This window comes from Chromobacterium phragmitis (assembly GCF_003325475.1).
Classification (GTDB): domain Bacteria; phylum Pseudomonadota; class Gammaproteobacteria; order Burkholderiales; family Chromobacteriaceae; genus Chromobacterium; species Chromobacterium phragmitis.
Genome location: NZ_CP029495.1, coordinates 4,031,472 through 4,054,593, shown reverse-complemented (window position 1 = coordinate 4,054,593; position 23,122 = coordinate 4,031,472). Strand labels below are relative to the sequence as shown.

The 23,122-nt window shown below is 58.8% G+C and carries 26 protein-coding genes and 1 other RNA gene; 15 read left to right on the top strand and 12 right to left on the bottom strand.

The genetic code is table 11. The features are described from left to right. Positions 1–109 precede the first annotated feature (109 nt). The 3 genes from DK842_RS19245 to DK842_RS19235 all read left to right on the top strand — a co-directional run bounded on the left by DK842_RS19245 (position 110) and on the right by DK842_RS19235 (position 3,283). Entirely contained in the window at positions 110–1,720 is a 1,611-nt protein-coding gene (locus DK842_RS19245; RefSeq protein WP_114062903.1) for a peptide chain release factor 3, read from the top strand. Between the two features lie 3 nt (positions 1,721–1,723). After that, entirely contained in the window at positions 1,724–2,569 is an 846-nt protein-coding gene (locus DK842_RS19240) for a mechanosensitive ion channel domain-containing protein (RefSeq protein WP_114062902.1), read from the top strand. Between the two features lie 69 nt (positions 2,570–2,638). Continuing rightward, the gene (locus DK842_RS19235; RefSeq protein ID WP_114062901.1) at positions 2,639–3,283 is read left to right on the top strand and encodes a TetR/AcrR family transcriptional regulator; all 645 of its coding nucleotides are present in this window, start codon (positions 2,639–2,641) and stop codon (positions 3,281–3,283) included. Between the two features lie 78 nt (positions 3,284–3,361). Here DK842_RS19235 and DK842_RS19230 read toward each other — a convergent pair whose 3' ends face one another. Together DK842_RS19230 and DK842_RS19225 are read right to left on the bottom strand one after the other, a co-directional pair. Further along, positions 3,362–3,715: a hypothetical protein gene (locus DK842_RS19230; protein WP_114062900.1), complete on the bottom strand. Its 354-nt coding sequence runs from the start codon at positions 3,713–3,715 to the stop codon at positions 3,362–3,364. A gap of 350 nt (positions 3,716–4,065) precedes the next feature. Then, on the bottom strand, positions 4,066–5,268 hold the full coding sequence (locus tag DK842_RS19225) for an amino acid aminotransferase (RefSeq protein WP_114062899.1): 1,203 nt from the start codon (positions 5,266–5,268) through the stop codon (positions 4,066–4,068). A gap of 316 nt (positions 5,269–5,584) precedes the next feature. Here DK842_RS19225 and DK842_RS19220 point away from each other — a divergent pair, with 316 nt between their 5' ends. Next, positions 5,585–5,863, top strand: a complete 279-nt coding sequence (locus tag DK842_RS19220; RefSeq protein WP_114062898.1) for a hypothetical protein — start codon at positions 5,585–5,587, stop codon at positions 5,861–5,863. A gap of 50 nt (positions 5,864–5,913) precedes the next feature. Here the strand turns inward: DK842_RS19220 and DK842_RS19215 are convergent, their stop codons facing one another. Then, complete coding sequence (locus tag DK842_RS19215) at positions 5,914–7,296, bottom strand: sodium-dependent transporter (RefSeq protein ID WP_114062897.1); 1,383 nt, start codon at positions 7,294–7,296, stop codon at positions 5,914–5,916. Between the two features lie 123 nt (positions 7,297–7,419). Continuing rightward, positions 7,420–8,583 (bottom strand): acetylornithine deacetylase, encoded by a 1,164-nt coding sequence (gene argE / locus DK842_RS19210; protein ID WP_198414580.1) that lies wholly within the window; start codon positions 8,581–8,583, stop codon positions 7,420–7,422. Positions 8,584–8,749: 166 nt separating this feature from the next. Between argE and ffs the strand changes: the two genes are divergently transcribed. After that, an RNA gene (ffs, locus tag DK842_RS19205) (signal recognition particle sRNA small type) lies at positions 8,750–8,848 on the top strand. A 266-nt stretch (positions 8,849–9,114) separates the two neighbouring features. Then, positions 9,115–9,438, top strand: a complete 324-nt coding sequence (locus tag DK842_RS19200) for a helix-turn-helix domain-containing protein (RefSeq protein ID WP_021476219.1) — start codon at positions 9,115–9,117, stop codon at positions 9,436–9,438. Between the two features lie 83 nt (positions 9,439–9,521). On the opposite strand, the gene DK842_RS19195 is transcribed toward DK842_RS19200, so the two are convergent. Next, the gene (locus DK842_RS19195; protein WP_114062896.1) at positions 9,522–9,971 is read right to left on the bottom strand and encodes a universal stress protein; all 450 of its coding nucleotides are present in this window, start codon (positions 9,969–9,971) and stop codon (positions 9,522–9,524) included. A gap of 131 nt (positions 9,972–10,102) precedes the next feature. Between DK842_RS19195 and DK842_RS19190 the strand changes: the two genes are divergently transcribed. From DK842_RS19190 to xerC, 4 genes are all read left to right on the top strand, one after another. Continuing rightward, positions 10,103–10,531: a thioesterase family protein gene (locus tag DK842_RS19190; protein WP_114062895.1), complete on the top strand. Its 429-nt coding sequence runs from the start codon at positions 10,103–10,105 to the stop codon at positions 10,529–10,531. Positions 10,532–10,548: 17 nt separating this feature from the next. Next, the gene (locus tag DK842_RS19185) at positions 10,549–10,962 is read left to right on the top strand and encodes a TerB family tellurite resistance protein (protein ID WP_114062894.1); all 414 of its coding nucleotides are present in this window, start codon (positions 10,549–10,551) and stop codon (positions 10,960–10,962) included. 65 nt (positions 10,963–11,027) lie between these two features. Further along, positions 11,028–11,879 carry an AAA family ATPase gene (locus DK842_RS19180; RefSeq protein ID WP_114062893.1) on the top strand — a complete coding sequence of 284 codons (852 nt, stop codon included), beginning with the start codon at positions 11,028–11,030 and terminating at the stop codon, positions 11,877–11,879. 1 nt (position 11,880) lies between these two features. Further along, a complete protein-coding gene (xerC, locus tag DK842_RS19175; RefSeq protein ID WP_114062892.1) occupies positions 11,881–12,774 on the top strand; it encodes a tyrosine recombinase XerC in 894 nt (297 codons plus the stop codon). A 4-nt stretch (positions 12,775–12,778) separates the two neighbouring features. Here xerC and DK842_RS19170 read toward each other — a convergent pair whose 3' ends face one another. The 4 genes from DK842_RS19170 to orn all read right to left on the bottom strand — a co-directional run bounded on the left by DK842_RS19170 (position 12,779) and on the right by orn (position 16,288). Next, the gene (locus DK842_RS19170) at positions 12,779–13,513 is read right to left on the bottom strand and encodes a sterol desaturase family protein (protein ID WP_114062891.1); all 735 of its coding nucleotides are present in this window, start codon (positions 13,511–13,513) and stop codon (positions 12,779–12,781) included. Positions 13,514–13,529: 16 nt separating this feature from the next. Next, a complete protein-coding gene (locus tag DK842_RS19165; RefSeq protein WP_114062890.1) occupies positions 13,530–14,030 on the bottom strand; it encodes a CinA family protein in 501 nt (166 codons plus the stop codon). Continuing rightward, a complete protein-coding gene (pgi, locus tag DK842_RS19160) occupies positions 14,020–15,672 on the bottom strand; it encodes a glucose-6-phosphate isomerase (protein ID WP_114062889.1) in 1,653 nt (550 codons plus the stop codon). The genes DK842_RS19165 and pgi overlap by 11 nt, the downstream gene beginning before the upstream one ends. Before the next feature lie 70 nt (positions 15,673–15,742). Further along, positions 15,743–16,288, bottom strand: coding sequence for an oligoribonuclease (gene orn / locus DK842_RS19155; RefSeq protein WP_114062888.1), 546 nt, complete (start codon positions 16,286–16,288; stop codon positions 15,743–15,745). A gap of 73 nt (positions 16,289–16,361) precedes the next feature. Between orn and DK842_RS19150 the strand changes: the two genes are divergently transcribed. The 5 genes from DK842_RS19150 to DK842_RS19130 all read left to right on the top strand — a co-directional run bounded on the left by DK842_RS19150 (position 16,362) and on the right by DK842_RS19130 (position 20,265). After that, a complete protein-coding gene (locus tag DK842_RS19150; RefSeq protein ID WP_114063816.1) occupies positions 16,362–17,609 on the top strand; it encodes a M48 family metallopeptidase in 1,248 nt (415 codons plus the stop codon). Then, complete coding sequence (locus DK842_RS19145; protein WP_114062887.1) at positions 17,606–17,932, top strand: 4a-hydroxytetrahydrobiopterin dehydratase; 327 nt, start codon at positions 17,606–17,608, stop codon at positions 17,930–17,932. Before DK842_RS19150 ends, DK842_RS19145 begins: the two co-directional genes overlap by 4 nt. Then, positions 17,929–18,792: a ribosome small subunit-dependent GTPase A gene (rsgA, locus tag DK842_RS19140; protein WP_114062886.1), complete on the top strand. Its 864-nt coding sequence runs from the start codon at positions 17,929–17,931 to the stop codon at positions 18,790–18,792. The genes DK842_RS19145 and rsgA overlap by 4 nt, the downstream gene beginning before the upstream one ends. A gap of 127 nt (positions 18,793–18,919) precedes the next feature. Then, positions 18,920–19,660, top strand: coding sequence for an acetoacetyl-CoA reductase (phbB, locus tag DK842_RS19135; protein WP_114062885.1), 741 nt, complete (start codon positions 18,920–18,922; stop codon positions 19,658–19,660). A 110-nt stretch (positions 19,661–19,770) separates the two neighbouring features. Further along, positions 19,771–20,265, top strand: coding sequence for a GAF domain-containing protein (locus DK842_RS19130; protein ID WP_114062884.1), 495 nt, complete (start codon positions 19,771–19,773; stop codon positions 20,263–20,265). Positions 20,266–20,328: 63 nt separating this feature from the next. On the opposite strand, the gene DK842_RS19125 is transcribed toward DK842_RS19130, so the two are convergent. The 3 genes from DK842_RS19125 to DK842_RS19115 form a co-directional block, all read right to left on the bottom strand. After that, positions 20,329–20,736, bottom strand: a complete 408-nt coding sequence (locus DK842_RS19125) for an FKBP-type peptidyl-prolyl cis-trans isomerase (protein ID WP_114062883.1) — start codon at positions 20,734–20,736, stop codon at positions 20,329–20,331. Positions 20,737–20,807: 71 nt separating this feature from the next. Continuing rightward, positions 20,808–21,503 (bottom strand): GTP cyclohydrolase I, encoded by a 696-nt coding sequence (gene folE / locus DK842_RS19120; RefSeq protein WP_114062882.1) that lies wholly within the window; start codon positions 21,501–21,503, stop codon positions 20,808–20,810. Between the two features lie 286 nt (positions 21,504–21,789). Further along, positions 21,790–23,058, bottom strand: a complete 1,269-nt coding sequence (locus tag DK842_RS19115; RefSeq protein WP_114062881.1) for a nitronate monooxygenase — start codon at positions 23,056–23,058, stop codon at positions 21,790–21,792. Positions 23,059–23,122 lie beyond the last annotated feature (64 nt).

The window sequence follows — 23,122 nt, the reverse complement described above, 5'->3', positions numbered from 1 at the left end:
CACGGAATTATTTTATTATTGATAATCATTATCAATTGTAACATGGAATTTCCCGATCTTCTCAACTCCGGTAAAATGCTCGGTTTTATTGAATTCCAAGCAAGCACCCATGTCCGCCGATCTCGCCCGCATTGCCGAAGAAGTCTCGCATCGCCGCACCTTTGCCATCATTTCCCACCCTGACGCCGGTAAAACCACGCTAACGGAAAAGCTGCTGCTGTTCTCCGGCGCCATCCAGATGGCCGGCACGGTGAAAGGCAAGAAAGGCGGCAAGTTCGCCACCTCGGACTGGATGGAAATCGAAAAGCAACGCGGCATTTCCGTCGCCTCCTCGGTGATGCAATTCGACTACCGCGATCACACCGTCAATCTGCTGGACACCCCGGGCCACCAGGACTTCTCCGAGGACACCTACCGCGTGCTGACCGCCGTGGACAGCGCGCTGATGGTGATCGACGCCGCCAAGGGCGTAGAAGAGCAGACCATCAAGCTATTGAATGTCTGCCGCCTGCGAAACACGCCCATCGTCACCTTCATGAACAAGTGCGACCGCGAAGTGCGCGACAGTCTGGAACTGCTGGACGAAGTGGAAAACGTGCTGAAGATCCGCTGCTCGCCGATCACCTGGCCGATCGGCATGGGCAAGACCTTCCGCGGCGTATACAGCCTGCTGAGCGACGCGGTGATCCTGTTTGAGGCCGGCACGGAAAAGCTGGTCTCCGATATCGAAGTGATCCAGGGCATAGACAACCCGCGCCTGGACGAGCTGTTCCCGCTGGAAATGGAACAGCTGCGGATGGAGATCGAGCTGGTCAAAGGCGCGTCCAATGAGTGGAGCCTGGAAGAATTCCTGGCCGGCGAACTGACCCCGGTGTTCTTCGGCTCCGCCATCAACAACTTCGGCGTGCGCGAAATTCTGAACGCGCTGATCGACTGGGCTCCGGCGCCGCAGGAGCGCGACGCCACCGTGCGCAGCGTGGACCCGAAGGAGGCCAAGTTCTCCGGCTTCGTATTCAAGATCCAGGCCAATATGGATCCGAAGCACCGCGACCGCATCGCTTTCCTGCGCGTCTGCTCCGGCCAGTTCGAGCGCGGCATGAAGATGAAGCATCTGCGCCTTAACCGCGACATCGCCGCTTCCAGCGTGGTCACCTTCATGTCCCACGACCGCGAAATCGTGGAAGAAGCCTTCGCGGGCGACATCATCGGCATCCCCAATCACGGCAACATCCAGATCGGCGACAGCTTCTCCGAGGGCGAGGACCTGTCTTTCACCGGCATTCCCTTCTTCGCGCCGGAACTGTTCCGCTCCGTGCGCATCAAAAACCCGCTGAAGCTGAAACAGCTGCAAAAAGGCCTGCAGCAGCTGGGCGAAGAAGGCGCGGTGCAGGTATTCAAGCCGCACAGCGGCGGCGACCTGATCCTGGGCGCCGTGGGCGTTCTGCAGTTCGAAGTGGTGGCCAGCCGCCTGGCCGCCGAATACGGCGTCGACGCCATCTTCGAATCGGCCAGCATCTGGTCCGCCCGCTGGTTCAGCTGCGACGACCGCAAGAAACTGGACGAATTCGTCAAGACGCTGCAGATGAACATCGCGACCGATGCCGGCGGCAATCTGGCCTATCTGGCGCCCAACCGCGTCAATCTGCAGCTGACCCAGGAGCGCTGGCCCGACATCGTCTTCCACGAAACCCGCGAGCACGCGGTGAAACTGAACGATTAAACCATGCACACCTTGCTCGACCTGGTCGCGTTTTTGCGAGAGAACTACTCCCACGAGATCGTTCGCTCGCTGCTGCTGATCCTCACCTTGCTGATCATACGCATCGTGGTGGACAGGCTGCTGGCCGCCAGCAGCAGCGTACCGGTCGAGGAAAGGCGCCGCTGGTCGATCAATACCCGCAACGGCCTGTTCGTGGCGGGCCTCGCCGGCATCGGCTTCATCTGGGCCAACGAGCTGCAGACGCTGGCGGTATCCATGCTGGCGTTCGCCGCCGCGCTGATCCTGGCCACCAAGGAGCTGATCATGTGCCTGTCCGGCGGCGTGGTCAGGCAGATGTCCAACAGCTACGGACTGGGCGATCATATCGAGCTCGGAACCGTGCGCGGGCGGGTGGTGGACATCGGACTTTTGTCCACCACCGTGATGGAAATCGGCCCCAATCACAGCTCCCACCAGATGACGGGGCGCGCCCTCACCTTCCCCAACAGCCTCTTGCTGTCCACGCCGGTGATTCGAGAGAACTACATGGGCGAGTATGTGATGCACATCATCAATGTGCCACTCGCCTACGAAGTGCCGCCAACGCTGGGCGAGCGCTTACTGATGGAGGCCGCGGAAAGCGTATGCGATCCGCACGTGGAAGTGGCGCGCCGCCACATGGAGGACATGGCCAAGCGCTATTTGGTGGACATCCCTTCTGTGGAACCGCGCATTTCCATCCAGCCGGTAGACGAAAAACGCTATCAGTTGATCCTGCGCATCGCGATTCCGGCCAGGGAAAGGCAACGTATCGAGCAAGCCATCCTGCATAAATTCATGTCGGACTGCTACCCCATCATCAAAGCGTAAGAAATAGAGCAAGAACTCCAAACATCGTATACAATTGCGCTATGCGAAGTCACTACCAGCCGGTGCTACATGAGTAAAACCAGAATCAAAACCTACGACCGCATCATTCAAGAAAGCCTGAAGCTGTTCAATGAGCAAGGCGAGCGCAGCATCACCACCAATCACATCGCCGCGCATCTGGGCATCAGCCCGGGCAATCTCTACTACCACTTCCGCAATAAAGAAGAAATCGTCTATCAGATATTCCTGATGTACCGCGAGTTCATCAACCAGCGCTTGGCCGTGCCGGAAGATCGAAAAATGACGGTGGACGATCTAGTCAATTATCTGGACACCGCCTTCTTGGCGATGTGGCAATTCCGCTTCATGTTCTACGATCTGCCGGGCCTCCTGGCGCGTAATCCGCAAATGCAGTCCGAGTACCATCAGTTCGTGAACACTGAACTGAAGAACATCCTGGGCGAACACTTCCGCGAGTTCATCCGCCTGGGGCTGCTGAAAATGGATGAGGAAGACATTGAGGCGGTCAGCGTCAATATCTGGCTGGTGGTGAAGTTCTGGTTCGCCTTCGAGCAGACTTCTCGTCCACGCGCGCCGATCACCGAAGAGTCAGGCCACCGAGGCGTACTGCAGGTGCTGGCGCTGCTCAAGCCCTATGTGCAGCTGGAGTATCGGCACGCCTTCCACTCCCTTTACGAGCGCCACGCCGCCTGAGCCTGAACTGCCAGCGCCCAAACAGAAAGGCCACTGCGCGATGCAGTGGCCTTGTTCGTTATCGCCGCGAACCGGCTATCAGGCAGCTTCGGCGATGCTCTGGGTCAGGTAGGACAGCAGTTCGCCGCTGGAAAGCATCTTGCGCAGATGGCTGCCCGGCGTGTTGCCCGCATAGGTCAACTGGCCAAGTTTGCAATGCACGGTTTTGCCATCGGCGCAAACCTCCATTTCCACTTCCAAGGTCCATTGCGTGGGTTGAAGGTCTGTCCCTACCGGCTCCAGCGACGCGGCCAGGTGATAGCGGCCATCGCGGGAATGCACGTCGAGCAGGCCAAGCAGGCCCAAGTTGTTGCGGACATCAGCATCATCCGCGTCGAAAGCGCCCGCAGAAATGGCCTGCGGAACCAGCACTTCAGGAAAAGTCGCTGTCATGGCATCTACCCCGAGGGTTTCCCCTCAAACGAATTATTGGATTATTGTCATCGCCCATTTGAATGGTTCGCGATCGGACATTCATTGATGTCTGCCACCATCATGAGGATGTTTGACGGGTCGAGCAATGCCGCAAATGGGAAAAAACACGTCGCACAGAGAAAACCTGTACTTTTGGACACAGCCTGGGTGGCGCGCCCATCACAGACGCAAGCGGAAAATGATGAATAAATTTAGCATTCCGTTGAATGCTATTTTGCCAACGCAACATGAAATGAGTTTTTCTCATATAAAACAGCCGCTCCGTTCATGCCGGAGCGGCTGTTTCGCATGAAGGCCCATTCGCCCGTTTACACAACCTTGGCGATGGCGTTTGCGACGTATTCGACGTTCTTGCTGTTGAGCGCCGCCAAACAGATCCGGCCAGTGGATACGGCGTAGATGCCGAACTCCTCGCGCAGGCGATCCACCTGCGCGGCGCTCAGGCCCGTGTAGGAGAACATGCCGCGCTGAGCAGTGATAAAGGAAAAGTCCGTCTCCGCGCCTTGCGCCTTGATCGCGTCCAGCAAGGCCGTCCGCATGCCGCGGATGCGATCGCGCATGCCGGCCAACTCGTCTTCCCATTGCTGACGCAGCGTCGGGCTGGACAGCACGGCGGCGACAATGGCGGCGCCGTGGATCGGCGGATTGGAGTAATTGGTGCGGATCACGCGCTTCAGCTGAGACAGCACGCGAGCCGATTCATCCTTGGTTGCAGTGACGATGGACAGCGCGCCAACGCGCTCGCCATACAGCGAGAAGCTCTTGGAAAAGGAGCTGGCGACAAAAAACTGCAAGCCGGAGTCAGCGAACAGGCGCACCGCCAGCGCGTCGGCATCAATGCCGTCGGCGAATCCCTGATAAGCCATATCCAGGAACGGCACCAGGCCTCGCTCGCGGCAGACCGACACCACCTCTTCCCACTGAGCGGCTGAGATGTCCGCGCCAGTCGGATTGTGGCAGCAAGCGTGCAGCACGATGATGGAGCCCGCGCTCAGCGAAGCCAGGAAAGATTTCATCGCAGCGAAGTCCACACCGCGGCTGGAAGCATGGTAGTAAGGGTAGTTCCCCACTTCAAAGCCAGCAGACTCGAACAGCGCGCGATGGTTCTCCCAGGACGGATCGCTGATGTAAACCTTGGCGGCGGGATTCAGCCGCTTCAGGAAGTCCGCGCCGATCTTGAGGGCGCCTGTCCCACCCAGCGCCTGAGCGGTCACCACGCGGCTTGCTGCCAACAGGTCGCTGCCTTCTCCGAACAGCAGCTTCTGCACAGCGACATCATATGCCGCGGGGCCTTCGATGGGTTGGTAGCCACGCGCCGGCAGCGCCTCCAGCCGAGCCTTCTCGGCCGCTTGCACCGCGGCCAGCAGGGGTATCTTGCCATTGTCGTCGGAATACACGCCTACGCCAAGATTCACCTTGATGCTACGGGTATCGGCGTTGAACGCTTCATTGAGACCGAGAATGGGGTCGCGCGGCGCCAGCTCCACGCCGGCGAAGATCGAAGAGGTCATACCAGGCTCCATTAGCTTTACAAATGCACCGGCCGGACGGCCGATCAAAAAATACTGATATTGCTTGTTGCCTTCCGAATGAAGGCTGTTCGCTGTCGAACATAGTTTAACATGTATCCCCTGACCTCACAGGCAGGACATTGCGGACAGTTATCGACAAATCCTAAGATGTGGCTTAATCAGAAACATGCGCGCCTGATCGGGCGATTTTGTGCCGACGGCACATCTTGCAGAGCCGCCAGCAAAAAACTGCAGTCAAACCGCCCCTCGCACAGGCGAGATGTCATTTTGTTGGTCGTTCAAAACGGAGGCATGCATGAAAAAGGGAATTCTGCTTTTCTGGCCGTCCTTCATGATCGCCATGATCGCGACCGCCGTTTTCTTTTCGATCTTTGACCCTGCCGAACTGAAGCTGCATGGCAATGCCCTATTTTCCGACAAACTCAGCGCCTACTCGCTGTTCTTTCTAGCCAGTTGGGCGTTTGGCGCGCTCAATACTTCCATCGTGCTGCTGCTGGAGAAGACCGCCAGGGAAATCAATGGCTTCACTCCGCCCCCTGCGATAGCGCCTGACGAAGACGCGCCGCTGCCCTGAACGGCGGCATGCAAAAAAGGCCGGACGAATTGTCCGGCCCTTTCATTGTTTCAGATGACCTTCAGCCCCTTGAGCATCACATAAAGGATCAGCAGCGGCGATACGAAGCGAAGCACGAAGAACAACGGCTTCAACACGCGCTCGTTGTTCAACTTTTCGCCGTTGCTCAAAGCGTCGCGGAACCGGTCGTAGCCCCACACCCATGCAGTGAACAGGCACAGGCAGATCCCTCCCAGCGGCATCAATACATTGGACGTGACGAAGTCGAATAGATCGAACAGCGTCATGCCGAAAACCTTGAAATCGGCTGTCAGGCTGTTGGACAACGCGCACCCCGCGCCTACCAGCGCCAACAACAGCAAATTGATCACGGTCGCCTTTACCCTGCTGATGCTGAATCGCTCGCTCAACACCGATACCGGCACTTCGAGAATGGACAGCATGGCTCCGGTAGCCGCAATGGCGGTCAAAACAAAGAACACCACCATGAAAGCATGCCCCAGCGGCATGCTGGCGAATACGGCGGGAATGGTGATGAACAACAGCGAAGGGCCGGCCGCCGGCTGAAAACCAAAGGCAAACACCGCCGAGAAAATCGCGATGCCAGCCAGCAGGGAGACGAACAGGTCGGCACACATCACGCGGAACGCGGTGGCGGGAATATTCTGATCATCGCGGAAGTAGCTGCCGTAAGTGATCATGGTTCCCATGCCGATGGACAGTTTGAAGAAGGCCAGCCCCATCGCGGTCAACACCACTGCGGCGCTGATCTTGGAAAAGTCAGGCGCGAACAGGAAGGCCAGGCCTTCGCCGGCGCCGGGCAGCATCAAGCTGCGCGCGCCTATCACCACCAGCAGCACGAACAGCAGCGGCATCAGCTTCTTGGTTACCGCTTCAATTCCCTTGGACACCCCCAGCAACAGAATGCCGCCAATCAGCGCCAAGACCAGCCATTGCCACAATAGCGACTGCACAGGGTCGGAAATCAGGGCGTTGAACGCGTCCGATGTCACCTTGGGATCGCGCGACAGGATATCGCCCCCTATCGCCTTGAAGATGTAGGCGAAGACCCATGCGGCCACTTCAGAATAAAAAGCCATGATCAGGAAGGCGGCGAGAACGCCGAAAGCGCCCACCAGCCACCAAGGCTGCCCCGTCGGCGCCAGCTTGACCAGCGATGTCACCGCATCGCGCTTGGCTTTGCGGCCCAGCATGATTTCCGAAATCATCACCGGCAGGCCAACCACCAGCGTGGCCATTACGTACACCACCAGGAAACCGGCACCGCCATTGGTGCCGGTCAGGTAGGGAAACTTCCAGATATTGCCCAGCCCTACCGCAGAACCCAGCGTCGCCGCCAACACGCCAAAGCTGGAGGTGAAACCATCCCGCGCCTTAGGCTCTCCACCCGTTTCCGACTTGTTCTGACTCATTGTTTTTCTGAATCCCAATAAAGCGAGCCCGCGCGGAGGTCTCCGGGCGGGCTCAATTGACCTTCGTTGCTAGGGGCAGGATTTTGCCGCCTATCGCTTATGGATGCAAAGCATTTCTGACAGTTATTTGATTAAGTTGTTAGTCAATAGCCCAAGCCAATCATGGCAAGCCTGCAACTGGGCAATTTCTATGAATTCATCCGGTCGATGCGCCTGCTCTATCGATCCCGGACCCAGCACCACGCAAGGCATGCCGGCTTCGCTGAACAAGCCCGCTTCCGTAGTGTAGGCGACGCCCCGCCCTTCGCAATGGCAAAGACAGCTCACATAGCGACTGATATCCGAGTCCGGCTCAGCCTCGAATGCGGGGCTATGCACCACGCGTTCGATATCGATCGCGGCCTCATCCGCCACCGCGCGCATCTCGACCAGCAAACTGGCCGCGTAATCCGTCACCGACGCGACCAGCCTCTGGGGATCGTCTCCCGGCAGCCAGCGGCATTCGAACATGAATTCACAATCGGCCGGAACAATGTTGCACGCCACGCCCCCTGTGATCAAACCAGTTTGCATGGTAGTGAAGGGCACGTCATACAAAGGCTGGCGGTGACCGAAAGAGGCTTCGGCATCGGCTAGCTTCCGAATATGCGTGATCAACTTCGCCGCGTACTCAATGGCATTGACGCCCAGCGGCGTCAGCGAAGAGTGAGCGGCCCTCCCCCTGATTCGGCAACGATAATGAGCGATGCCCTTGTGCGCGATCACCGGCTTCATTGATGTCGGCTCCCCTACCAGGCACCCCGCCACCCTGGCGCCTTGCGAGACCAAGTCCTCTATCAGCCTTCCCGCGCCCAGGCACCCCACTTCCTCATCGTAAGACAGGGCGATGCCAATGGCCTGCTTCAAGCTGTCCGACTTGGCCAACTCGACAAAGTCGGGCACCTTGGCCAGTACGCAGGCGATGAAGCCCTTCATGTCTGCGCTGCCGCGGCCATACAGTCTGCCATCGTCGCCATCGGTCAGTTCGAATGGCGGATAGGTCCAGTCCTGGCCACCCACCGGCACGACATCGCTATGCCCCGACAACACAATCATGGCAAGATCTTCGCGGCCGATGCGGCAAAACAAGTTGGCCTTGCTGCCATCTTCGTTGTAAGTCAAGCGGCAACTCAGGCCAAAACGGGAAAGATAGTCCTGCACCCAGGCAATCAGCTTCAAATTGGAATGGCGGCTGGTAGTGTCGAAGCGAATCAACTCGGCAAGCAAATCAACGGTCGTGGCAGTCATGGCGCTTGGCATATCGGGAGAGGTCAGCTTTCGAGTCTGCACCGCCTCTCCGCGGCAGGCAATAGCCATTCGCCATGCCGCCTCCCCTCCAAGTTCTGCCCTGGCAAAAAACTTGTAAAAATGCTTGTCAAATAGCAAAGGCTTGGATAGAATTCTTCCTCTCTATGGCGGGCCTCCCCGCATTGCACGGTAGCGAACCTGGTCAGGTCCGGAAGGAAGCAGCCACAGTTATTTAGTGCAAGTGCCGGGGGTCGGGCTCGCCACCCCTCCCCTTCTATATGCATTCCGCTAGGACAATTGCAAATTTGCGACACTTTTTCGCTTATGCACAGTCGAGCATGCTGTCAACATTGTCCCTAACGATAAGAATCCGCTAACATTAGCAAAACTGAATTTTCAAATTCATGGAACTTCACTAAATTCCCTGCATCAAAAATATTCCTGTTGGGTTTTTTTTGCTATTTTTAATGGGCAGGGCGAAGTCCTAAAAAAATACTAGAACCATTTGTTTCAGATACGAGAGGAACACTCATGAAACTGTTTGAAAAGATCCCGAATCCCCGGGAAATCCGCCGCAAGCTTGGCCTGAACCAGCAAGAGTTCTGGAGCCGAATCGGTGTTACCCAGTCCGGCGGCTCCCGCTACGAAAGCGGCCGCAACATGCCGAAGCCTGTGCGTGAACTGTTGCGCCTGGTGCATGTCGAGCAGATCGACCTGTCCAAGGTGCGCCGCGAAGACTTCGAAATCGTGGAGTACCTGAAGGAAACCCACCCTGATCTGTACAAGAGCCTGCGCAAGGCCGTGCGTACCAAGATCGAGGCTCAGGAGGGCGGCGCCGAAGCGGCGGCCAGCTGATTCCAGCCACAAGAAAAGCCAGCCTTGGCATCCCTTGGCTGGCTTTTTTCATTTCAGCAGCCCTCAATGGGCAGCCCGCCTCATCAGTCTCCCGGATTGCGCACCAGCAGCACCGGCATGTCCGCCACCTTCAGCACGCCCTCGGCGACACTGCCCATCAGCAAATGCATCAAGCCTCCCAGCCCATGCGTCCCCATCACGATCAGGTCCGCGCCCCAGGCATTGGCCTCATCCGACAATACGGCGGCGATCTTGTCGCCCCAGCTCTCCAGTATCTTGCATTCAGGCGTCACGCTAAGCGCCCGAGCCCTTTCGCCCGCCTGGCTCAACACTTGCTCCCCCGCCTGCTTGATGGATTTCTGCAACTCGGTGGCGTCCAGGAACTCGGTTCCGCCCCAGCCGAACTGCGCCAGATCCACCACATGCGCAAGCCTGAGAGTCGAGCCGAAAGCCTTCGCCAGCTTGCACGCTTCGTCCAATGCCATGTTGGAAGTGTCGCTATCATCGACCGGTACGAATATCTTTTGATACATGACGTTCAGCTCCTCTATGGTTTTGGCTTGCGCCTCCAGTCTATCAAAGCCAGCCGCATCCGAATTTGACACAGCTTAGGTAGCTTTGACATAAAGGTCGCATCATCATTCCCCACGACTCAGTATACGACATGGCCAGAATCCAAATAGAAGCGCCCGGTCGCATCCTCTACGAAGCCCGACTGGAAATCCGCATCGGGGACATCAATTACGCGAATCATCTCGCCAACGATGCTCTGTTGAGAATGGCCCAGGAGGCCAGGTTGCGCCTGCTCCGGGAATGGGGTTATGTCGATGAGTTGAATATCGACGGAGTGGGCATCGTCGTCTCCGACGCGGCCATTCGCTATAGCGCGGAGGCCTTTCATGGCGACGTGTTGAGGATTCGAATCGGCATTGCCAACATCCACGACAAAGGCTTGGATTTCATTTATCAAGTGACCGATGACAACGGCGGCAAAGAAGTGGCAAGATTGAAAACGGGCATCGTGTTCTTCGATTATCACGCGCGCCAAACCGCCCGCATGCCGGAATCGTTTTCGGCCAGGCTCTGTCAATAGCAAGAAGGAATCGCGCCATGAGAAACTATTCGCCAAACAGCCCGGAGGCGATTGCCAGGCTGCTCTCCATGTTCATGATCGCGGATGGCAATATGGACCCCCGCGAACTGGAGCTTCTGGAAAAACTGCACGTCTATCACCTGATCAGCCTGCCACGCAAACAATTCGCCCAAGTGTTGCGCGACTTCTGCGACGACATCTCGGACGAGGCCTCCGACGATGGCTCCATCAAGCTGCTGGAGCGCGAACGCATAGACAATCTACTGGCCGAAGTCAGCGACCGCCGCAAGCGCATCCTCGCCTGCGTGCTGGCGATGGACATCAGCAAAGCCGACGGGACGATCAGCGACAGCGAAATGGCCCTGCTCAGCTACATGATGAAAAGCTGGGACATCACGCTGGAAGACCTGGAAAGGGAATTCGCCCGTTAAGCCCGCGCGGCCGTCTGATCGGCCGCTTCGCCCCCCCCATTCACGCCATCCAGACTATATAAATAATGAACACTCGCTTTACTGGCACTGAACGCTATATCGCCACCGAGGACTTGATGCTGGCCGTCAATGCCTCCATTACCCTGCGCCGACCGCTGCTGATCAAGGGCGAGCCCGGCACCGGCAAGACCATGCTGGCCGAGGAGGTCGCCGCCAGCCTGGGGCGCGAGCTGATCGTCTGGCCGATCAAGTCCACAACCAAGGCCCAGCACGGCCTGTACGAATACGACGCCGTCTCTCGTCTGCGCGACTCGCAGCTGGGCGACGCCAAAGTTCACGATATCGCCAACTACATCGTGAAAGGCAAGTTGTGGCAGGCTTTCGAGGCGGATTCCGCGCCAGTGCTGCTGATAGACGAAATCGACAAGGCTGACATAGAGTTTCCCAACGATCTGCTGCGCGAACTGGATCAAATGGAATTCTTCGTCCACGAAACCCAGCAGTTCGTGCGCGCCAGACAGCGCCCCATCATCATCATCACTTCCAACAACGAAAAGGAATTGCCGGACGCTTTCCTGCGTCGTTGCTTCTTCCACTACATTCGTTTTCCCGACGCGGAAACGATGCAAAGCATCATCGATGTCCACTTTCCGGACATCCAGCAACAGCTGGTTCGCCAGGCGCTGGAAGTGTTCTTCTCGATCCGGGAGCTGCCCGGCCTGAAGAAAAAACCCACCACCTCGGAGCTGCTGGACTGGTTGAAGCTGCTATCAGGCGAAAACGTAGGCGCGGAAGAGCTGGCCAGCCTCCACGAGCGCAACGCGCCGCCGCCGCTTGCCGGCGCCCTGCTCAAGAACGAGCAGGATCTGCAATTATTCGAGCGCCTGATGCAGATGGCGCGGCTGCGCCGGAACTGAGATGGACGATTCGCTTCGCCTCTTCCTGGATCATCTCGCAGTCTCCGGCCGAAGCCCGCACACGCTCGCCGCCTATCGCGCCGACATCGAGCGATTGGCGGCGCTGCTGGGAAAACCTCCGCGCCAAGCGACGTCGACAGATTTGCGCAAAGCGCTGGCCAAGCTGCACGCGCAAGGCCAGAACAGCCGCAGCCTGGCCAGGAGGCTGTCTTCCTGGCGGCAGCTCTACCGCTGGCTGCAGCGCAACGCGCTGCGGGAGGACGATCCTTCAAGCGGACTGCGCGCGCCCAAGCGAGACAAGCTGCTGCCCAAGGCCCTGCCTGTAGACGGCGCGGCGGCGCTGCTGGATCGGATAGACGGCGACAGCGAGCTGGATGCTCGCGACCGCGCGATTTACGAGTTGATCTATAGTTGCGGGCTGCGGCTATCCGAAGCCGTGTCTCTCAATCTGGACGATATCGACTTTTCCGATAACTTGTTGCGCATCCGCGGCAAGGGAAGCAAAGAGAGGCTGGCGCCCATCGGCGCCGAGGCGATGGCTCGCCTGCGCGACTGGCTTCGCCTGCGCGTGGCGCCTTCGTCGGAAAACGCTTTGTTTCTGGGGCGGCACGGCCGGCGCCTGGGGGGGCGCCAAGTGGAAAAACGTTTACGGGACTGGGCGATCAAAACCGGGGCCAGCCAGCACGTCCACCCCCACATGCTCCGGCACTCCTTCGCCTCTCACCTGCTGCAATCATCAGGAGACTTGCGCGCGGTGCAGGAGCTGTTGGGCCATGCCAACCTGTCCAGCACCCAGATTTACACCGCACTGGACTTCCAGCACCTTGCCAAGGTTTACGACGGCGCGCACCCGCGCGCGCGCAAGGACGCGAAACCCGACGACGAGGCCGAGTGACGCATCAGCCACCGCTCTTGTGCACGTCCCGACATAGCAGCATCGCATGGATATCGTCGGCCTTTTCGTCATCGAACCCAAGCCGCTCGGCTCTATGCTCTGGATTGCTCCAGGTGCCGAACAGCCAGTCCCATATCGGCAAGCCGTAATTCTGCGCATGATGGCCGCGGGCATGGTGAACGGTATGCATTTCGGGCCGCTGGATGAAATAGCCCAACCAACGCGGCGTCCTCACATCCCCATGCAGGAACAAATCGAAACCGCTGGTGAAGAACAAGGCCCAAGCCGCAGCGACCGGCGATGCGCCCAGTGCCAAGTAGCTGGAGAAGGCGCTGATCAGCACCGCCGCCGCCGCATCCAGCGGATGGGCGTAAAATGCCGTCAACGCCTCCACTCTCCTGGGACTGTGGTGCAATTGATGAAACAGGCGCCACAGCAGGTCCGACGCGTGGGTCGCCCGATGCCACCAGTAGAAAACGAAACTGGTCAGCAAAAAGCTGGCCGCGCCTACGGCCGCATCCGGCCAATCGCGGGCGGCTGAAATCACCGCCGCGCGCTCAATCTGGACTGCGAATAGATAACCCAGCGCCAGCGTGACCATGACGGTGCTCGCGCCCAGCAGGCTGGCCAGCAGCAGCCAACGGCGGTCGCAGCGGTTTTTCGACGCCGGCGCGATGACTTCGCGGGTAAACATGCCCACAAACAGAATCGCCAGCGCGGGGAAGGCGTACAACTCCATTGAATCCCCCTCCGGGTCACACTTGCGCGGCATGGCCGAGCACGCGCTCGATCAGCCGAGTCAGCGCCTCCGCCACAGTTTGCTCGCGCACGGACTGCCGATTGCCGCCGAATTGCCGGCTCCAGGCCTCGGTCTGTCCGCCCGGGTGGGCGATGGCCAGCCAAACCAACCCCACCGGCTTCTCCGGCGAGCCGCCATCCGGACCGGCGATGCCTGATACCGCCACGGCCCAGTCCGCCCCGGCCAAGCCCTGCGCGCCGGCTGCCATTTCGCGCACCACGCGCTCGCTAACGGCGCCATGGTCCATCAGCGACGTCGCCTGCACGCCCAGCAGCTGTTGTTTTGCCTGATTGCCGTAACTGACAACGCCGTGGCTGAACCAGCCCGAGCTGCCTGCGACATCGGTGATGGCCGCCGCGATCATGCCGCCGGTGCAGGATTCCGCAGTGGCGACGCTTTCGCCTCGAGCCTGCAAGGCCTTTCCCAAATCGGCCGCCAGTTGTCTGCTATTTGCCATGACGTTCCCTGTAGTGTTGTATCAGGCCATTGGTGGAGCTGTCGTGAGCCAGCGCGCCGGTGCCGCCGGACAACTCCGGCAGAATGCGTTTGGCCAGCTGCTTGCCATACTCCACGCCCCACTGGTCGAAGGAGTTGATGCCCCAAATCACACCCTGTACGAACACCTTGTGTTCGTACAGGGCCATCAGCATGCCCATGCTGTACGGCGTCACTTTGTCCAGCGCCAGCGTGTTGGACGGCTGATTGCCGGGAAATAGTTTCTGCGGCAGCAACATGTCCAGCTGCTCGCCGGAGAGATGGCCCAGTTCCTGGATCGCCTCCGCCTCGTTTTTGCCGCGCATCAGCGCCTCCGTCTGCGCCAGGCAATTGGCGACCAATACATCATGCTGATTGCCCAGCGGATAGTGGCTGTTCAACGGAAGAATGAAGTCGCACGGCACCAAGCGGGTGCCCTGATGCAGCAACTGGAAAAACGCGTGCTGGCTGTTGGCGCCCTCCTCGCCCCAGATCACAGGCCCGGTGTCGAAATCCAGCGCTTCGCCCAACCGCCCCACCCGCTTGCCGTTGGACTCCATGTCCAACTGCTGGATATGGGCCGGCAAACGCCTGAGCCCATGATCGTAAGGCATGATGGCATGAGTATGCGCCCGGTAGAATGTGTTGTACCAGATGCCTATCAATGCCAGCAGCACCGGCATATTGGCCTCGAACGGGGCTTCGAAAAAGTGGCGATCCATCGCATGGCCGCCGTCGAGGAAGGCGCGGAAGTTGTCGTAGCCTATGGCCAGCATCACCGACAAGCCGATTGCCGACCACACCGAGTAACGGCCGCCCACCCAGTCCCAAAAGCCGAACATGTGGCGGGTATCGATGCCAAAGGCGCTCACCGCGGCATCGTTGGTGGACACCGCGACGAAATGCCTGGCGATGTCACCCTCGCGTCCCTTCCGCAGAAACCATTCGCGCGCGGCCTGGGCGTTAAGCAAGGTCTCCGGCGTGGTAAAGGATTTGGAGGCGACGATGAACAGCGTCGTCGCCGGATCCAGCTTGCCCAGCGTGCGCGCCAGATGCTGTCCATCCACATTGGAAACAAAGTGCACGCTCAGCTCTGGATGCGCGTAGGCCGCCAACGCGTCGGTCGCCACCAGCGGCCCCAGATCGGAGCCGCCTATGCCCAGGTTGACCACATTGCGGATTCGCTGCCCCGAGAAACCTTTCCAGCGGCCGTCCCTCACTTGCTCGCTGAAATCCTTGAGTCTGGACAGCACCTTGTGTACATCCGCCGCCACATCCCGCCCATCCACCCGCAGCGACGTCCCTTTCGGCAGGCGCAACGCAGTATGCAGCACAGCCCTGTCCTCGCTGACGTTGATGCGCTCGCCGCGCCGCATTCTATCCATCCACCCCCGGAGATCCGCCTTCTGCGCCAGCTCGAACAACAGCTCTAGCGTGCGCTCGGTCACGCGGTTTTTCGAATAATCGAGCAGCAGTCCGTCCAGCTCCAGCGAGAAGCGCTGAAAACGATGAGGGTCCAGCGCGAACAGCTCCCGCATGTGCATGTGGCGGGTCGCGCGCTGATGCTGGTGCAGCTTGGCCCAGATCTGAGTGGAGTTGATGTCGATGTGGCGGTGTGCGGCCATGGTATCTGCCAATGGAATATCGATGCATGTAAAAAAGCCGGCGCGTCGGCCGGCCCCCGCGCGAAGATGCTTACACCTTCAAAAAGTGTTCGCGGTAATAGCGCATTTCCTCAATCGACTCCAGAATGTCCGCCAGCGCTTCATGCTTGCCGCGCTTGACTACGCCTTTGGCGATTTCCGGCCGCCAGCGCTTGCACAGCTCCTTCAGCGTGGATACGTCCAGATTGCGATAATGGAAGTAAGCTTCCAGACGCGGCATCCAGCGCGCCATGAATCGACGATCTTGGTGAATGGTGTTGCCGCACATCGGCGTGGCTCGCTCTGGGACATATTGCATCATGAAGTCCAGCAGCACTTGCTCCGCCTCGGCTTCGCTGATCGCGGAGTTCTTCACTTTTTCGATCAGGCCGCTCTTGCCATGGGTGTTTTTATTCCAGTCGTCCATGGCGTCCAGCGTGGCGTCCGGCTGGTGAATGACCAGCACCGGGGACTCGGCCACCACGTTAAGATTGCTATCAGTGACGATCATCGCCACCTCGATGATGCGGTCCTGATCCGGATTCAGTCCCGTCATCTCCATGTCGAGCCAGATGAGGTTATTGGTATCTTGTGCCATACTAGTCAATCTTTAGAAAACCCTGCCATTTTCCTTCATTGCCGCGTCGTCGGCAAACTCCAAACGGATGCTCATGACCGAGGCTTTCTCCCTGCTGTTCGCCGCAGCGCTGTCGTTGACGCTATGCCTGAAGTTATGGTTAGGCTGGCGCCACATCCGCCATATCGCCCAGCGCCGCGATCGGGTGCCTGACGCCTTTCGCGACAGCATCACGCTGGAACAACACCGGCATGCCGCCGACTACACCATCGCCAAAACCCGGTTGGGCCTGCTGTCCGCCTGGGTGGACACCGCCCTGATCGCGGCCTTCACTTTCGGCGGCGGACTGCAATGGCTTGCTATCCTCAGCATGCAATGGTTCGCCAATCCGCTGCTTTCGGGCATGGCGCTGATCGTTCTGTTCGCCATGATCAGCAGCCTGATCTCACTGCCATTTTCTCTGTATGGCACATTCGGGATCGAAGTCCGTTTCGGCTTCAACAAAATGACGCCGGGCCTGTATCTGCTGGATCAACTGAAGGGCATCGGCCTGTCGATCGCCATCGGCCTTCCCGTGCTGGCCATCGTGTTGTGGCTGATGAATATCGCGGGACCGTCATGGTGGCTATGGGTATGGCTGGTGCTGTGCGCGGTGCAACTGCTGGGATTGGTGCTGTTCCCGATATTGATCGCGCCGCTGTACAACAAGTTTTGGCCTCTGCAAGATGAAGCGCTCAAGGCGCGGATAGATGCCCTGCTCAGTCGAACCGGCTTTCGCAGCAACGGCATCTACGTGATGGACGGCTCGCGCCGCTCTAGCCACAGCAACGCCTACTTCACCGGATTCGGCGCTGGCAAACGGATTGTGTTCTACGACACGCTGCTGGAAAAACTGAGCCACGACGAAATCGAGGCGGTGCTGGCGCACGAGCTCGGCCACTACAAACGCCACCACATTTCCAAACGCATAGCGGTGGCTTTTTCGCTGTCCCTGCTTTTCCTTGCCCTGCTTGGCCAACTCCTGCACGCCCCCTGGTTTTACGCCGGGCTAGGCGTCGCTACGCCCGGCACGGCGATGGCCCTGCTGCTGTTCGTGCTGGCAACTCCTGCGTTCACTTTCCCTCTGACGCCGCTCTCCAGCCGCTCGTCGCGCAAGCATGAATACGAAGCCGATGATTTCGCCTCCGAACAAACCCGGGCGGACGATTTGATCTGCGCGCTGGTCAAGCTGTTCCGAGACAACGGAGCAACTTTGACGCCAGATCCGATCCACTCCGCCTTCTACGATTCGCACCCGCCCGCCGCGCTGCGCATCCAACACCTGAAAGGAAATCAAGCATGAATCTGCTGGAGCTGTCCTGCACGCCCCAACACGGCCAGAGTCCGCTGGCCGACAACACCGTCAAACAGTTGCTGTCCACGCTGCCGGATTGGCAAATCGACGGCATCGAACTGGGCAAGACCTTCCGCTTCGCCAACTATCACGAAACCATGGCATTCGTGAACGCGCTGGCCTGGATCGCCCACCAGGAAGACCATCATCCGGACATGTCCGTGCATTACAACCGCGCGGTGGTGCATTTCAGCACCCACGATGCCGGGGGTCTGACCCTGAACGACTTCATCTGCGCGGCCAAAACCGAAGCTCTGTTGCGCCGCCCATGACAGCCTGTACCGGACAAATCATCCGCAGCCACGGGCGGCGCTTCATCGTGGAAGCGGATGGCCAGATTTTCGATTGCACCACCCGCGGCAAACGTGTCGACTACGCCTGCGGCGACATCGTCGACATCCTGATTCAGAACCGCGAACAGGCTGTAATCGAGCGCTCGCACGAACGTCGCAGCTTGCTCTATCGCCAGGACGACTGGAAAACCAAGGTCATCGCCGCCAACGTCACCCGCATCCTGTTCGTGATCGCCGCCGTGCCCTCTCCCAGCGAGGAACTGCTGGGGCGCTGCCTTATCGCAGCGGAAGCCGGCGACATCGACCCGGTCATCGTGGTCAATAAAAGCGACCTGCCGGAAACCGCCGCATTGCTGGAAAAATTGCAACTCTATGTAAATCTTGGCTATCAGCTTGTCACATTGTCGGCCAAACAAGATTTTTCACCGCTGAAACCCTTGCTCAGCGGCCATACCAGCGTGCTGGTCGGTCAGTCCGGCATGGGAAAATCCACGCTGACCAACGCTTTGCTGCCGGATGCCAACGCTCGCATCGGCGACATCTCGGAAGCGCTGGATTCCGGCCGCCATACCACTACCCATGCCACCCTATACCATCTGGACGAGGACAGTCATCTGATAGACTCCCCGGGCCTGCAGGAATTTGGCTTGAAACACCTGAAATCACAGGATTTAACTCGCTATTTTCCGGAGATGCGCCGTCATATCGGCCAGTGTCGGTTCCATAACTGTTCGCATTGCGTCGAACCGAACTGTGCGATCATCAATGCCACAGAACAAGGCGAAATTTCCAAGCATAGGCTGGATTTGCTGCAACGGCTGACCAGAGAGCTGAACTAAAGTATTGTAAATACGATAGCACATGCTATTTATTTACTTTTAATGGCAGCCTGCATATTCTGTAACAAAAGGAAGTGAGCATTACCCAACAAAGATAGATTTCAAACCCGACAGAGGAGCCAGCATCATGACTAAGAAGATTGCGCTAGTGACCGGCGGCATGGGCGGTATCGGAACCGCCATCTGCAAGGCCTTGGCCGAAGCAGGACATGTCGTGGTGACCACTTACAGCAAACCTGGGCGCGAAACCGCCTGGCACGCCGACATGAAAGGCCTTGGCTTCAATGACATCCACAGCTTCCAGTGCGACGTCACCGACTTTGCAGCCTGCCAGGAGGTGATCGCCCGCATCGCCAAGGACATCGGTCAGGTCAGCATTCTGGTCAACAACGCCGGCATCACCCGCGACGCCAGCTTCCGCAAGCAAAGCAAGGATGACTGGGATGCAGTGATCCGCACCAATCTCGACTCCGTGTTCAACATGACCAAGCCGGTGCTGGACGGCATGCTGGAGCACGGTTTCGGCCGCATCATCAACATCTCGTCGATCAACGGCCAGAAAGGCCAGTTCGGCCAGACCAACTACTCCGCGGCCAAGGCCGGCATGCATGGCTTCACCATGGCCCTGGCGCAGGAAGTGGCGAAGAAAGGCGTGACGGTCAACACCATTTCGCCGGGCTATATCGCCACCGAGATGGTGATGGCCGTACCCGAAGACGTGCGCAACAAGATCGTCGCTCAAATTCCGGTCGGCCGCCTAGGCAAACCTGAGGAAATCGCCGCGCTGGTAACCTTCCTCTGCTCCGACAACGCCGGCTTCCTCACCGGCAGCAATATCGCCATGAATGGCGGTCAGCACATGATGTAATTCCCAACTGGCTCCGCAACACCATGCGCGCCGCCCTTCCGGGCGGCGTTTTATTTTCCGCCGCTCCTGTGTATGCTGGCTGCTTCTCAGACTCGACCAAGCAATACCTCATGGCAGAAAATCTGATAATCGAAGCCGGCAGCAAGGAGGAGAAGTACCAAGCCCTGCTGCCGCAAGCCCACGCGCTGATAGCGGGTGAAACCGACCTCATCGCCGCGCTGGCAAATCTGTCTTCCGCATTGGCCATGACCTTCAACTGGCTGTGGACCGGATTCTATTTGGTAAAGGGCGAACAGTTGGTGCTAGGGCCTTTCCAGGGCCCGATAGCCTGCACCCGGATTCCGCATGGCCGCGGCGTCTGCGGCAGCGCCTGGGCGCAAAACCAGACGCTGCTGGTGACGGATGTCGACGCCTTTCCCGGCCATATCGCCTGCTCCTCCAGCGCCCGTTCAGAGGTGGTGGTTCCCATCCGGGATGCCGGCGGCAAGGTGGCCGCCGTGCTTGACATCGATTCCGCCGATCTGGCCAGCTTCGACCAGGTCGATGCCGACTACCTGGAACGCATCGTCGCGCCGCTGGCGGCATTGTTCGCCCCCGCAGCCTGACCAAGAACCGCGCAAAAAAACAGGCCCGGATGGTCGGGCCTGTTTTGATGTCTGGCTGCGAGCCTATTTCTGGATGGACAACAGCTCCACTTCGAAATACAACGGCGTGTCCGGCGGAATCACGCCCGGCACCCCGCGGCTGCCATAGGCGGTGCTGGCCGGGCAATACAGCTTGGCCTTGCTGCCCACGGCCAGAGCGCTCACGCCTTGAGTCCAGCATGGAATCACGCGATTGAGCGGAAAGCTGATCGGTCCGCCGTTCTTGGCGGAGCTGTCAAACTCCTTTCCATCTTTGAAGGTGCCACGATAGTTGACCTTCACGGTATCGCTGGCCGCCGGCTTGGCGCCCTTGCCGGCGACCAGCCATTCAATCTTGACCCCGGACGGCAAGGTCTGCGCCGCGGGCGCGGCCAGTGCCGCTGTCGGGCATGCTGCCAACGCCAGGGAAATCATCATGCGATACGAAAACATAGCCTCTTCCATTCATGAGCGCGGCGCAGCGCCGCTGGTTGGTCTTGAGCCGGGAATAATTGAGATGAAGATCACTTATGCATCAGCGACAGAAACTCCTTGCGCAGATCCGGATTGTTCAGGAAAGCCCCGCGCATCACGCTATTGGTCATCTTGCTGTTGCTGTCCTTCACGCCGCGCCAGTGCATGCAGAAGTGGTCCGCCTCCATCACGATGGCCAAACCATCCGGCTGCAACTTCCGCATCAGCAGATCGGCGATCTGAGAAACCGCCTCCTCCTGAATTTGCGGACGGGTCATTACCCAGTCGATCAGCCGCGCATATTTGGACAAGCCAATCAGATTCGAGTCCTCATTAGGCAGCACCCCCACCCATACTCGGCCGATGATGGGGCATAGATGATGCGAGCAGGCGCTGCGCACAGTGATCGGACCGATGATCATCAGCTCGTTCAGCCGTTCGACATTGGGGAATTCGGTGCTGGGCGGCATGTCGACATAGCGGCCGCGGAACACTTCCCGCACGAACATTTTGGCCACCCGCTTGGCGGTATCTTGAGTATTGTGGTCATTCGAAGTATCGATCACCAGGCTTTCCAGCACGCCGCGCAGTTTGGCCTCCACCTCTTTCTGCAGCTCATCCAGCTCCCCCTCCCGGATGTAGGCCGAGATATTGTCGTTGGCGTGGAAGCGCGCGCCGGCGCTTTGCAGCCGGTAGCGAATGCGTTGCGATGCGGTTTCCTGCTTGTCGGTGTCGATTTTGCTCATTGTTTGTTACTTGTTCGCAAGAAAATGGAAATCATTTCGAAATATACAGCAACTTGTGCAATGCGGCCTCGGCAGTCCGCCGATTCAGCCTATCGCAGAATGGTAGAGCAGCGGTAAGCGGCGCGCAAACGAGCGGCACACCCGGCATCAATGCAACAGCCAAGCCTTCAATGCTATATAAATAAGAAAGCGGTGGCAACCCGAGATTGCAAAATCCTGGTTACAAAAAAAGGCAGCCTGGGCTCAATGGCCTCAGGCTGCCGGTGCGTGCTGCTCGCAATGGAAATCAACCCGCGAGCAGACACTCCTCTTTGCGCGGCAAGGCTATGCTCTGGCCCTTGCTGTGCTGGTAGTCATGAAACACGTGCTCGGCGCTGAGCAGCTGATAACTGCCATCGGAACGCAAGTGCGTGGTGTCCTTCAATCTGTAGGTGTAATGCCCGCATGTCCAGCAATCGAAATTGCGCATATGCGTGCACAAGCAGGTCTTTTCCCAGACCGGCACCCGTCGCTGGCCAGGATTTTCCGCATGCGCCTTGTGATAGGCGTCGATGTAGGAGCAGCCGCCTTTGGCGTCCAGCAGATAGCCGTAAGCCTCGCAATTCGGCCGGATGCTGTCGCCGATGGCCGGGCAGCTCTTGATCATCCGCATCGGGTAACCGGTAGGAGAGAGCTGGTTGACCTCGATGTCCGCCTCGCTGGCTTTGAAATACTCCTGCTGCACCTTTTCCGGCAAGCCGCATTCACGGGTCACCGTGAAGCGGGTGGCCACCTGCACCGCGCCGGCGCCCGCCTCAAGATATGTTGCGGCATCGCCGCCGGTGAAAATGCCGCCAGCCGGAATCAGCGGGATGTCCAGCTGTTCGGCTTTCAGCCAATCGCGAATCTCGGTGAAGATGGATGCCAGATCGTATTCGGCCCAATCCATGCCGAAACCAAGATGGCCGCCGGCGAGCGGCCCCTCCACCACAACGTAGTCCGGCATGCGGCCGCTGCGGCCATTCTTCTTCAGAAACAGCTGCAGCGCGCGCAGCGATGACACGATGATGCCAAGCTTGGCGTCATGAAACCGCGGGTGGTCTTCGATCAGGGAAAACGAGCCCAGGTGCAGGCCCGCCGCCAAGGTGATGCCGTCGATGCCGGCATCCAGCGCCGCGCGCATCCGCACCCGCAAGGTTTCCTTGGGCGCGTTCATGGTCAGCTTTTCCATGCAGTTGATGAACACCAAGCCACCACCGCGCTTCTGCTGCATGGCGTTGCCTACATGCAAACGGGTGGCCTCTTCCAGCATGCCCAGATCGAAACGGACAACCGACTTATCCTGGTTTTCGACATTGAACTTGTACTGGGCCAACTTGTTCTTGACGAACTTGGTATTGAAACGGCGGTCCGCCACTGTGGGCACCATTGCATCGGAAATATGGCCTACGCCGCCCAGCCGGGCAGCCTCCAACGCCAGCTGGGCGGTGGAAATGTCCACCCCCATGCCGCCGATTACGATAGGCACCAGTTCGTGCTTGCCAAGTTGCAGGCGAAAATCATCAACACACTTCATCGTGACGGGTCTCTCCATAGAGCTGGGGCGAATTATCGCCCGTGAAACGATGGAAATCCACATT

Excerpts from the sequence above, each read along its gene's own strand:
- DK842_RS19130 (WP_114062884.1), top strand. The coding sequence starts at position 19,771 with ATGGCAGAAAATCTGATAATCGAAGCCGGCAGCAAGGAGGAGAAGTAC.
- DK842_RS19190 (WP_114062895.1), top strand. The coding sequence starts at position 10,103 with ATGGCCAGAATCCAAATAGAAGCGCCCGGTCGCATCCTCTACGAAGCC.
- DK842_RS19150 (WP_114063816.1), top strand. The coding sequence starts at position 16,362 with ATGACCGAGGCTTTCTCCCTGCTGTTCGCCGCAGCGCTGTCGTTGACG.
- xerC (WP_114062892.1), top strand. The coding sequence starts at position 11,881 with ATGGACGATTCGCTTCGCCTCTTCCTGGATCATCTCGCAGTCTCCGGC.
- DK842_RS19145 (WP_114062887.1), top strand. The coding sequence starts at position 17,606 with ATGAATCTGCTGGAGCTGTCCTGCACGCCCCAACACGGCCAGAGTCCG.
- DK842_RS19240 (WP_114062902.1), top strand. The coding sequence starts at position 1,724 with ATGCACACCTTGCTCGACCTGGTCGCGTTTTTGCGAGAGAACTACTCC.
- orn (WP_114062888.1), bottom strand. The coding sequence starts at position 16,288 with ATGGCACAAGATACCAATAACCTCATCTGGCTCGACATGGAGATGACG.
- rsgA (WP_114062886.1), top strand. The coding sequence starts at position 17,929 with ATGACAGCCTGTACCGGACAAATCATCCGCAGCCACGGGCGGCGCTTC.
- folE (WP_114062882.1), bottom strand. The coding sequence starts at position 21,503 with ATGAGCAAAATCGACACCGACAAGCAGGAAACCGCATCGCAACGCATT.
- DK842_RS19180 (WP_114062893.1), top strand. The coding sequence starts at position 11,028 with ATGAACACTCGCTTTACTGGCACTGAACGCTATATCGCCACCGAGGAC.
- phbB (WP_114062885.1), top strand. The coding sequence starts at position 18,920 with ATGACTAAGAAGATTGCGCTAGTGACCGGCGGCATGGGCGGTATCGGA.
- DK842_RS19230 (WP_114062900.1), bottom strand. The coding sequence starts at position 3,715 with ATGACAGCGACTTTTCCTGAAGTGCTGGTTCCGCAGGCCATTTCTGCG.
- DK842_RS19185 (WP_114062894.1), top strand. The coding sequence starts at position 10,549 with ATGAGAAACTATTCGCCAAACAGCCCGGAGGCGATTGCCAGGCTGCTC.
- DK842_RS19245 (WP_114062903.1), top strand. The coding sequence starts at position 110 with ATGTCCGCCGATCTCGCCCGCATTGCCGAAGAAGTCTCGCATCGCCGC.
- DK842_RS19170 (WP_114062891.1), bottom strand. The coding sequence starts at position 13,513 with ATGGAGTTGTACGCCTTCCCCGCGCTGGCGATTCTGTTTGTGGGCATG.
- DK842_RS19220 (WP_114062898.1), top strand. The coding sequence starts at position 5,585 with ATGAAAAAGGGAATTCTGCTTTTCTGGCCGTCCTTCATGATCGCCATG.
- DK842_RS19200 (WP_021476219.1), top strand. The coding sequence starts at position 9,115 with ATGAAACTGTTTGAAAAGATCCCGAATCCCCGGGAAATCCGCCGCAAG.
- pgi (WP_114062889.1), bottom strand. The coding sequence starts at position 15,672 with ATGGCCGCACACCGCCACATCGACATCAACTCCACTCAGATCTGGGCC.
- argE (WP_198414580.1), bottom strand. The coding sequence starts at position 8,583 with ATGACTGCCACGACCGTTGATTTGCTTGCCGAGTTGATTCGCTTCGAC.
- DK842_RS19115 (WP_114062881.1), bottom strand. The coding sequence starts at position 23,058 with ATGAAGTGTGTTGATGATTTTCGCCTGCAACTTGGCAAGCACGAACTG.
- DK842_RS19195 (WP_114062896.1), bottom strand. The coding sequence starts at position 9,971 with ATGTATCAAAAGATATTCGTACCGGTCGATGATAGCGACACTTCCAAC.
- DK842_RS19165 (WP_114062890.1), bottom strand. The coding sequence starts at position 14,030 with ATGGCAAATAGCAGACAACTGGCGGCCGATTTGGGAAAGGCCTTGCAG.
- DK842_RS19225 (WP_114062899.1), bottom strand. The coding sequence starts at position 5,268 with ATGACCTCTTCGATCTTCGCCGGCGTGGAGCTGGCGCCGCGCGACCCC.
- DK842_RS19215 (WP_114062897.1), bottom strand. The coding sequence starts at position 7,296 with ATGAGTCAGAACAAGTCGGAAACGGGTGGAGAGCCTAAGGCGCGGGAT.
- DK842_RS19125 (WP_114062883.1), bottom strand. The coding sequence starts at position 20,736 with ATGTTTTCGTATCGCATGATGATTTCCCTGGCGTTGGCAGCATGCCCG.
- DK842_RS19235 (WP_114062901.1), top strand. The coding sequence starts at position 2,639 with ATGAGTAAAACCAGAATCAAAACCTACGACCGCATCATTCAAGAAAGC.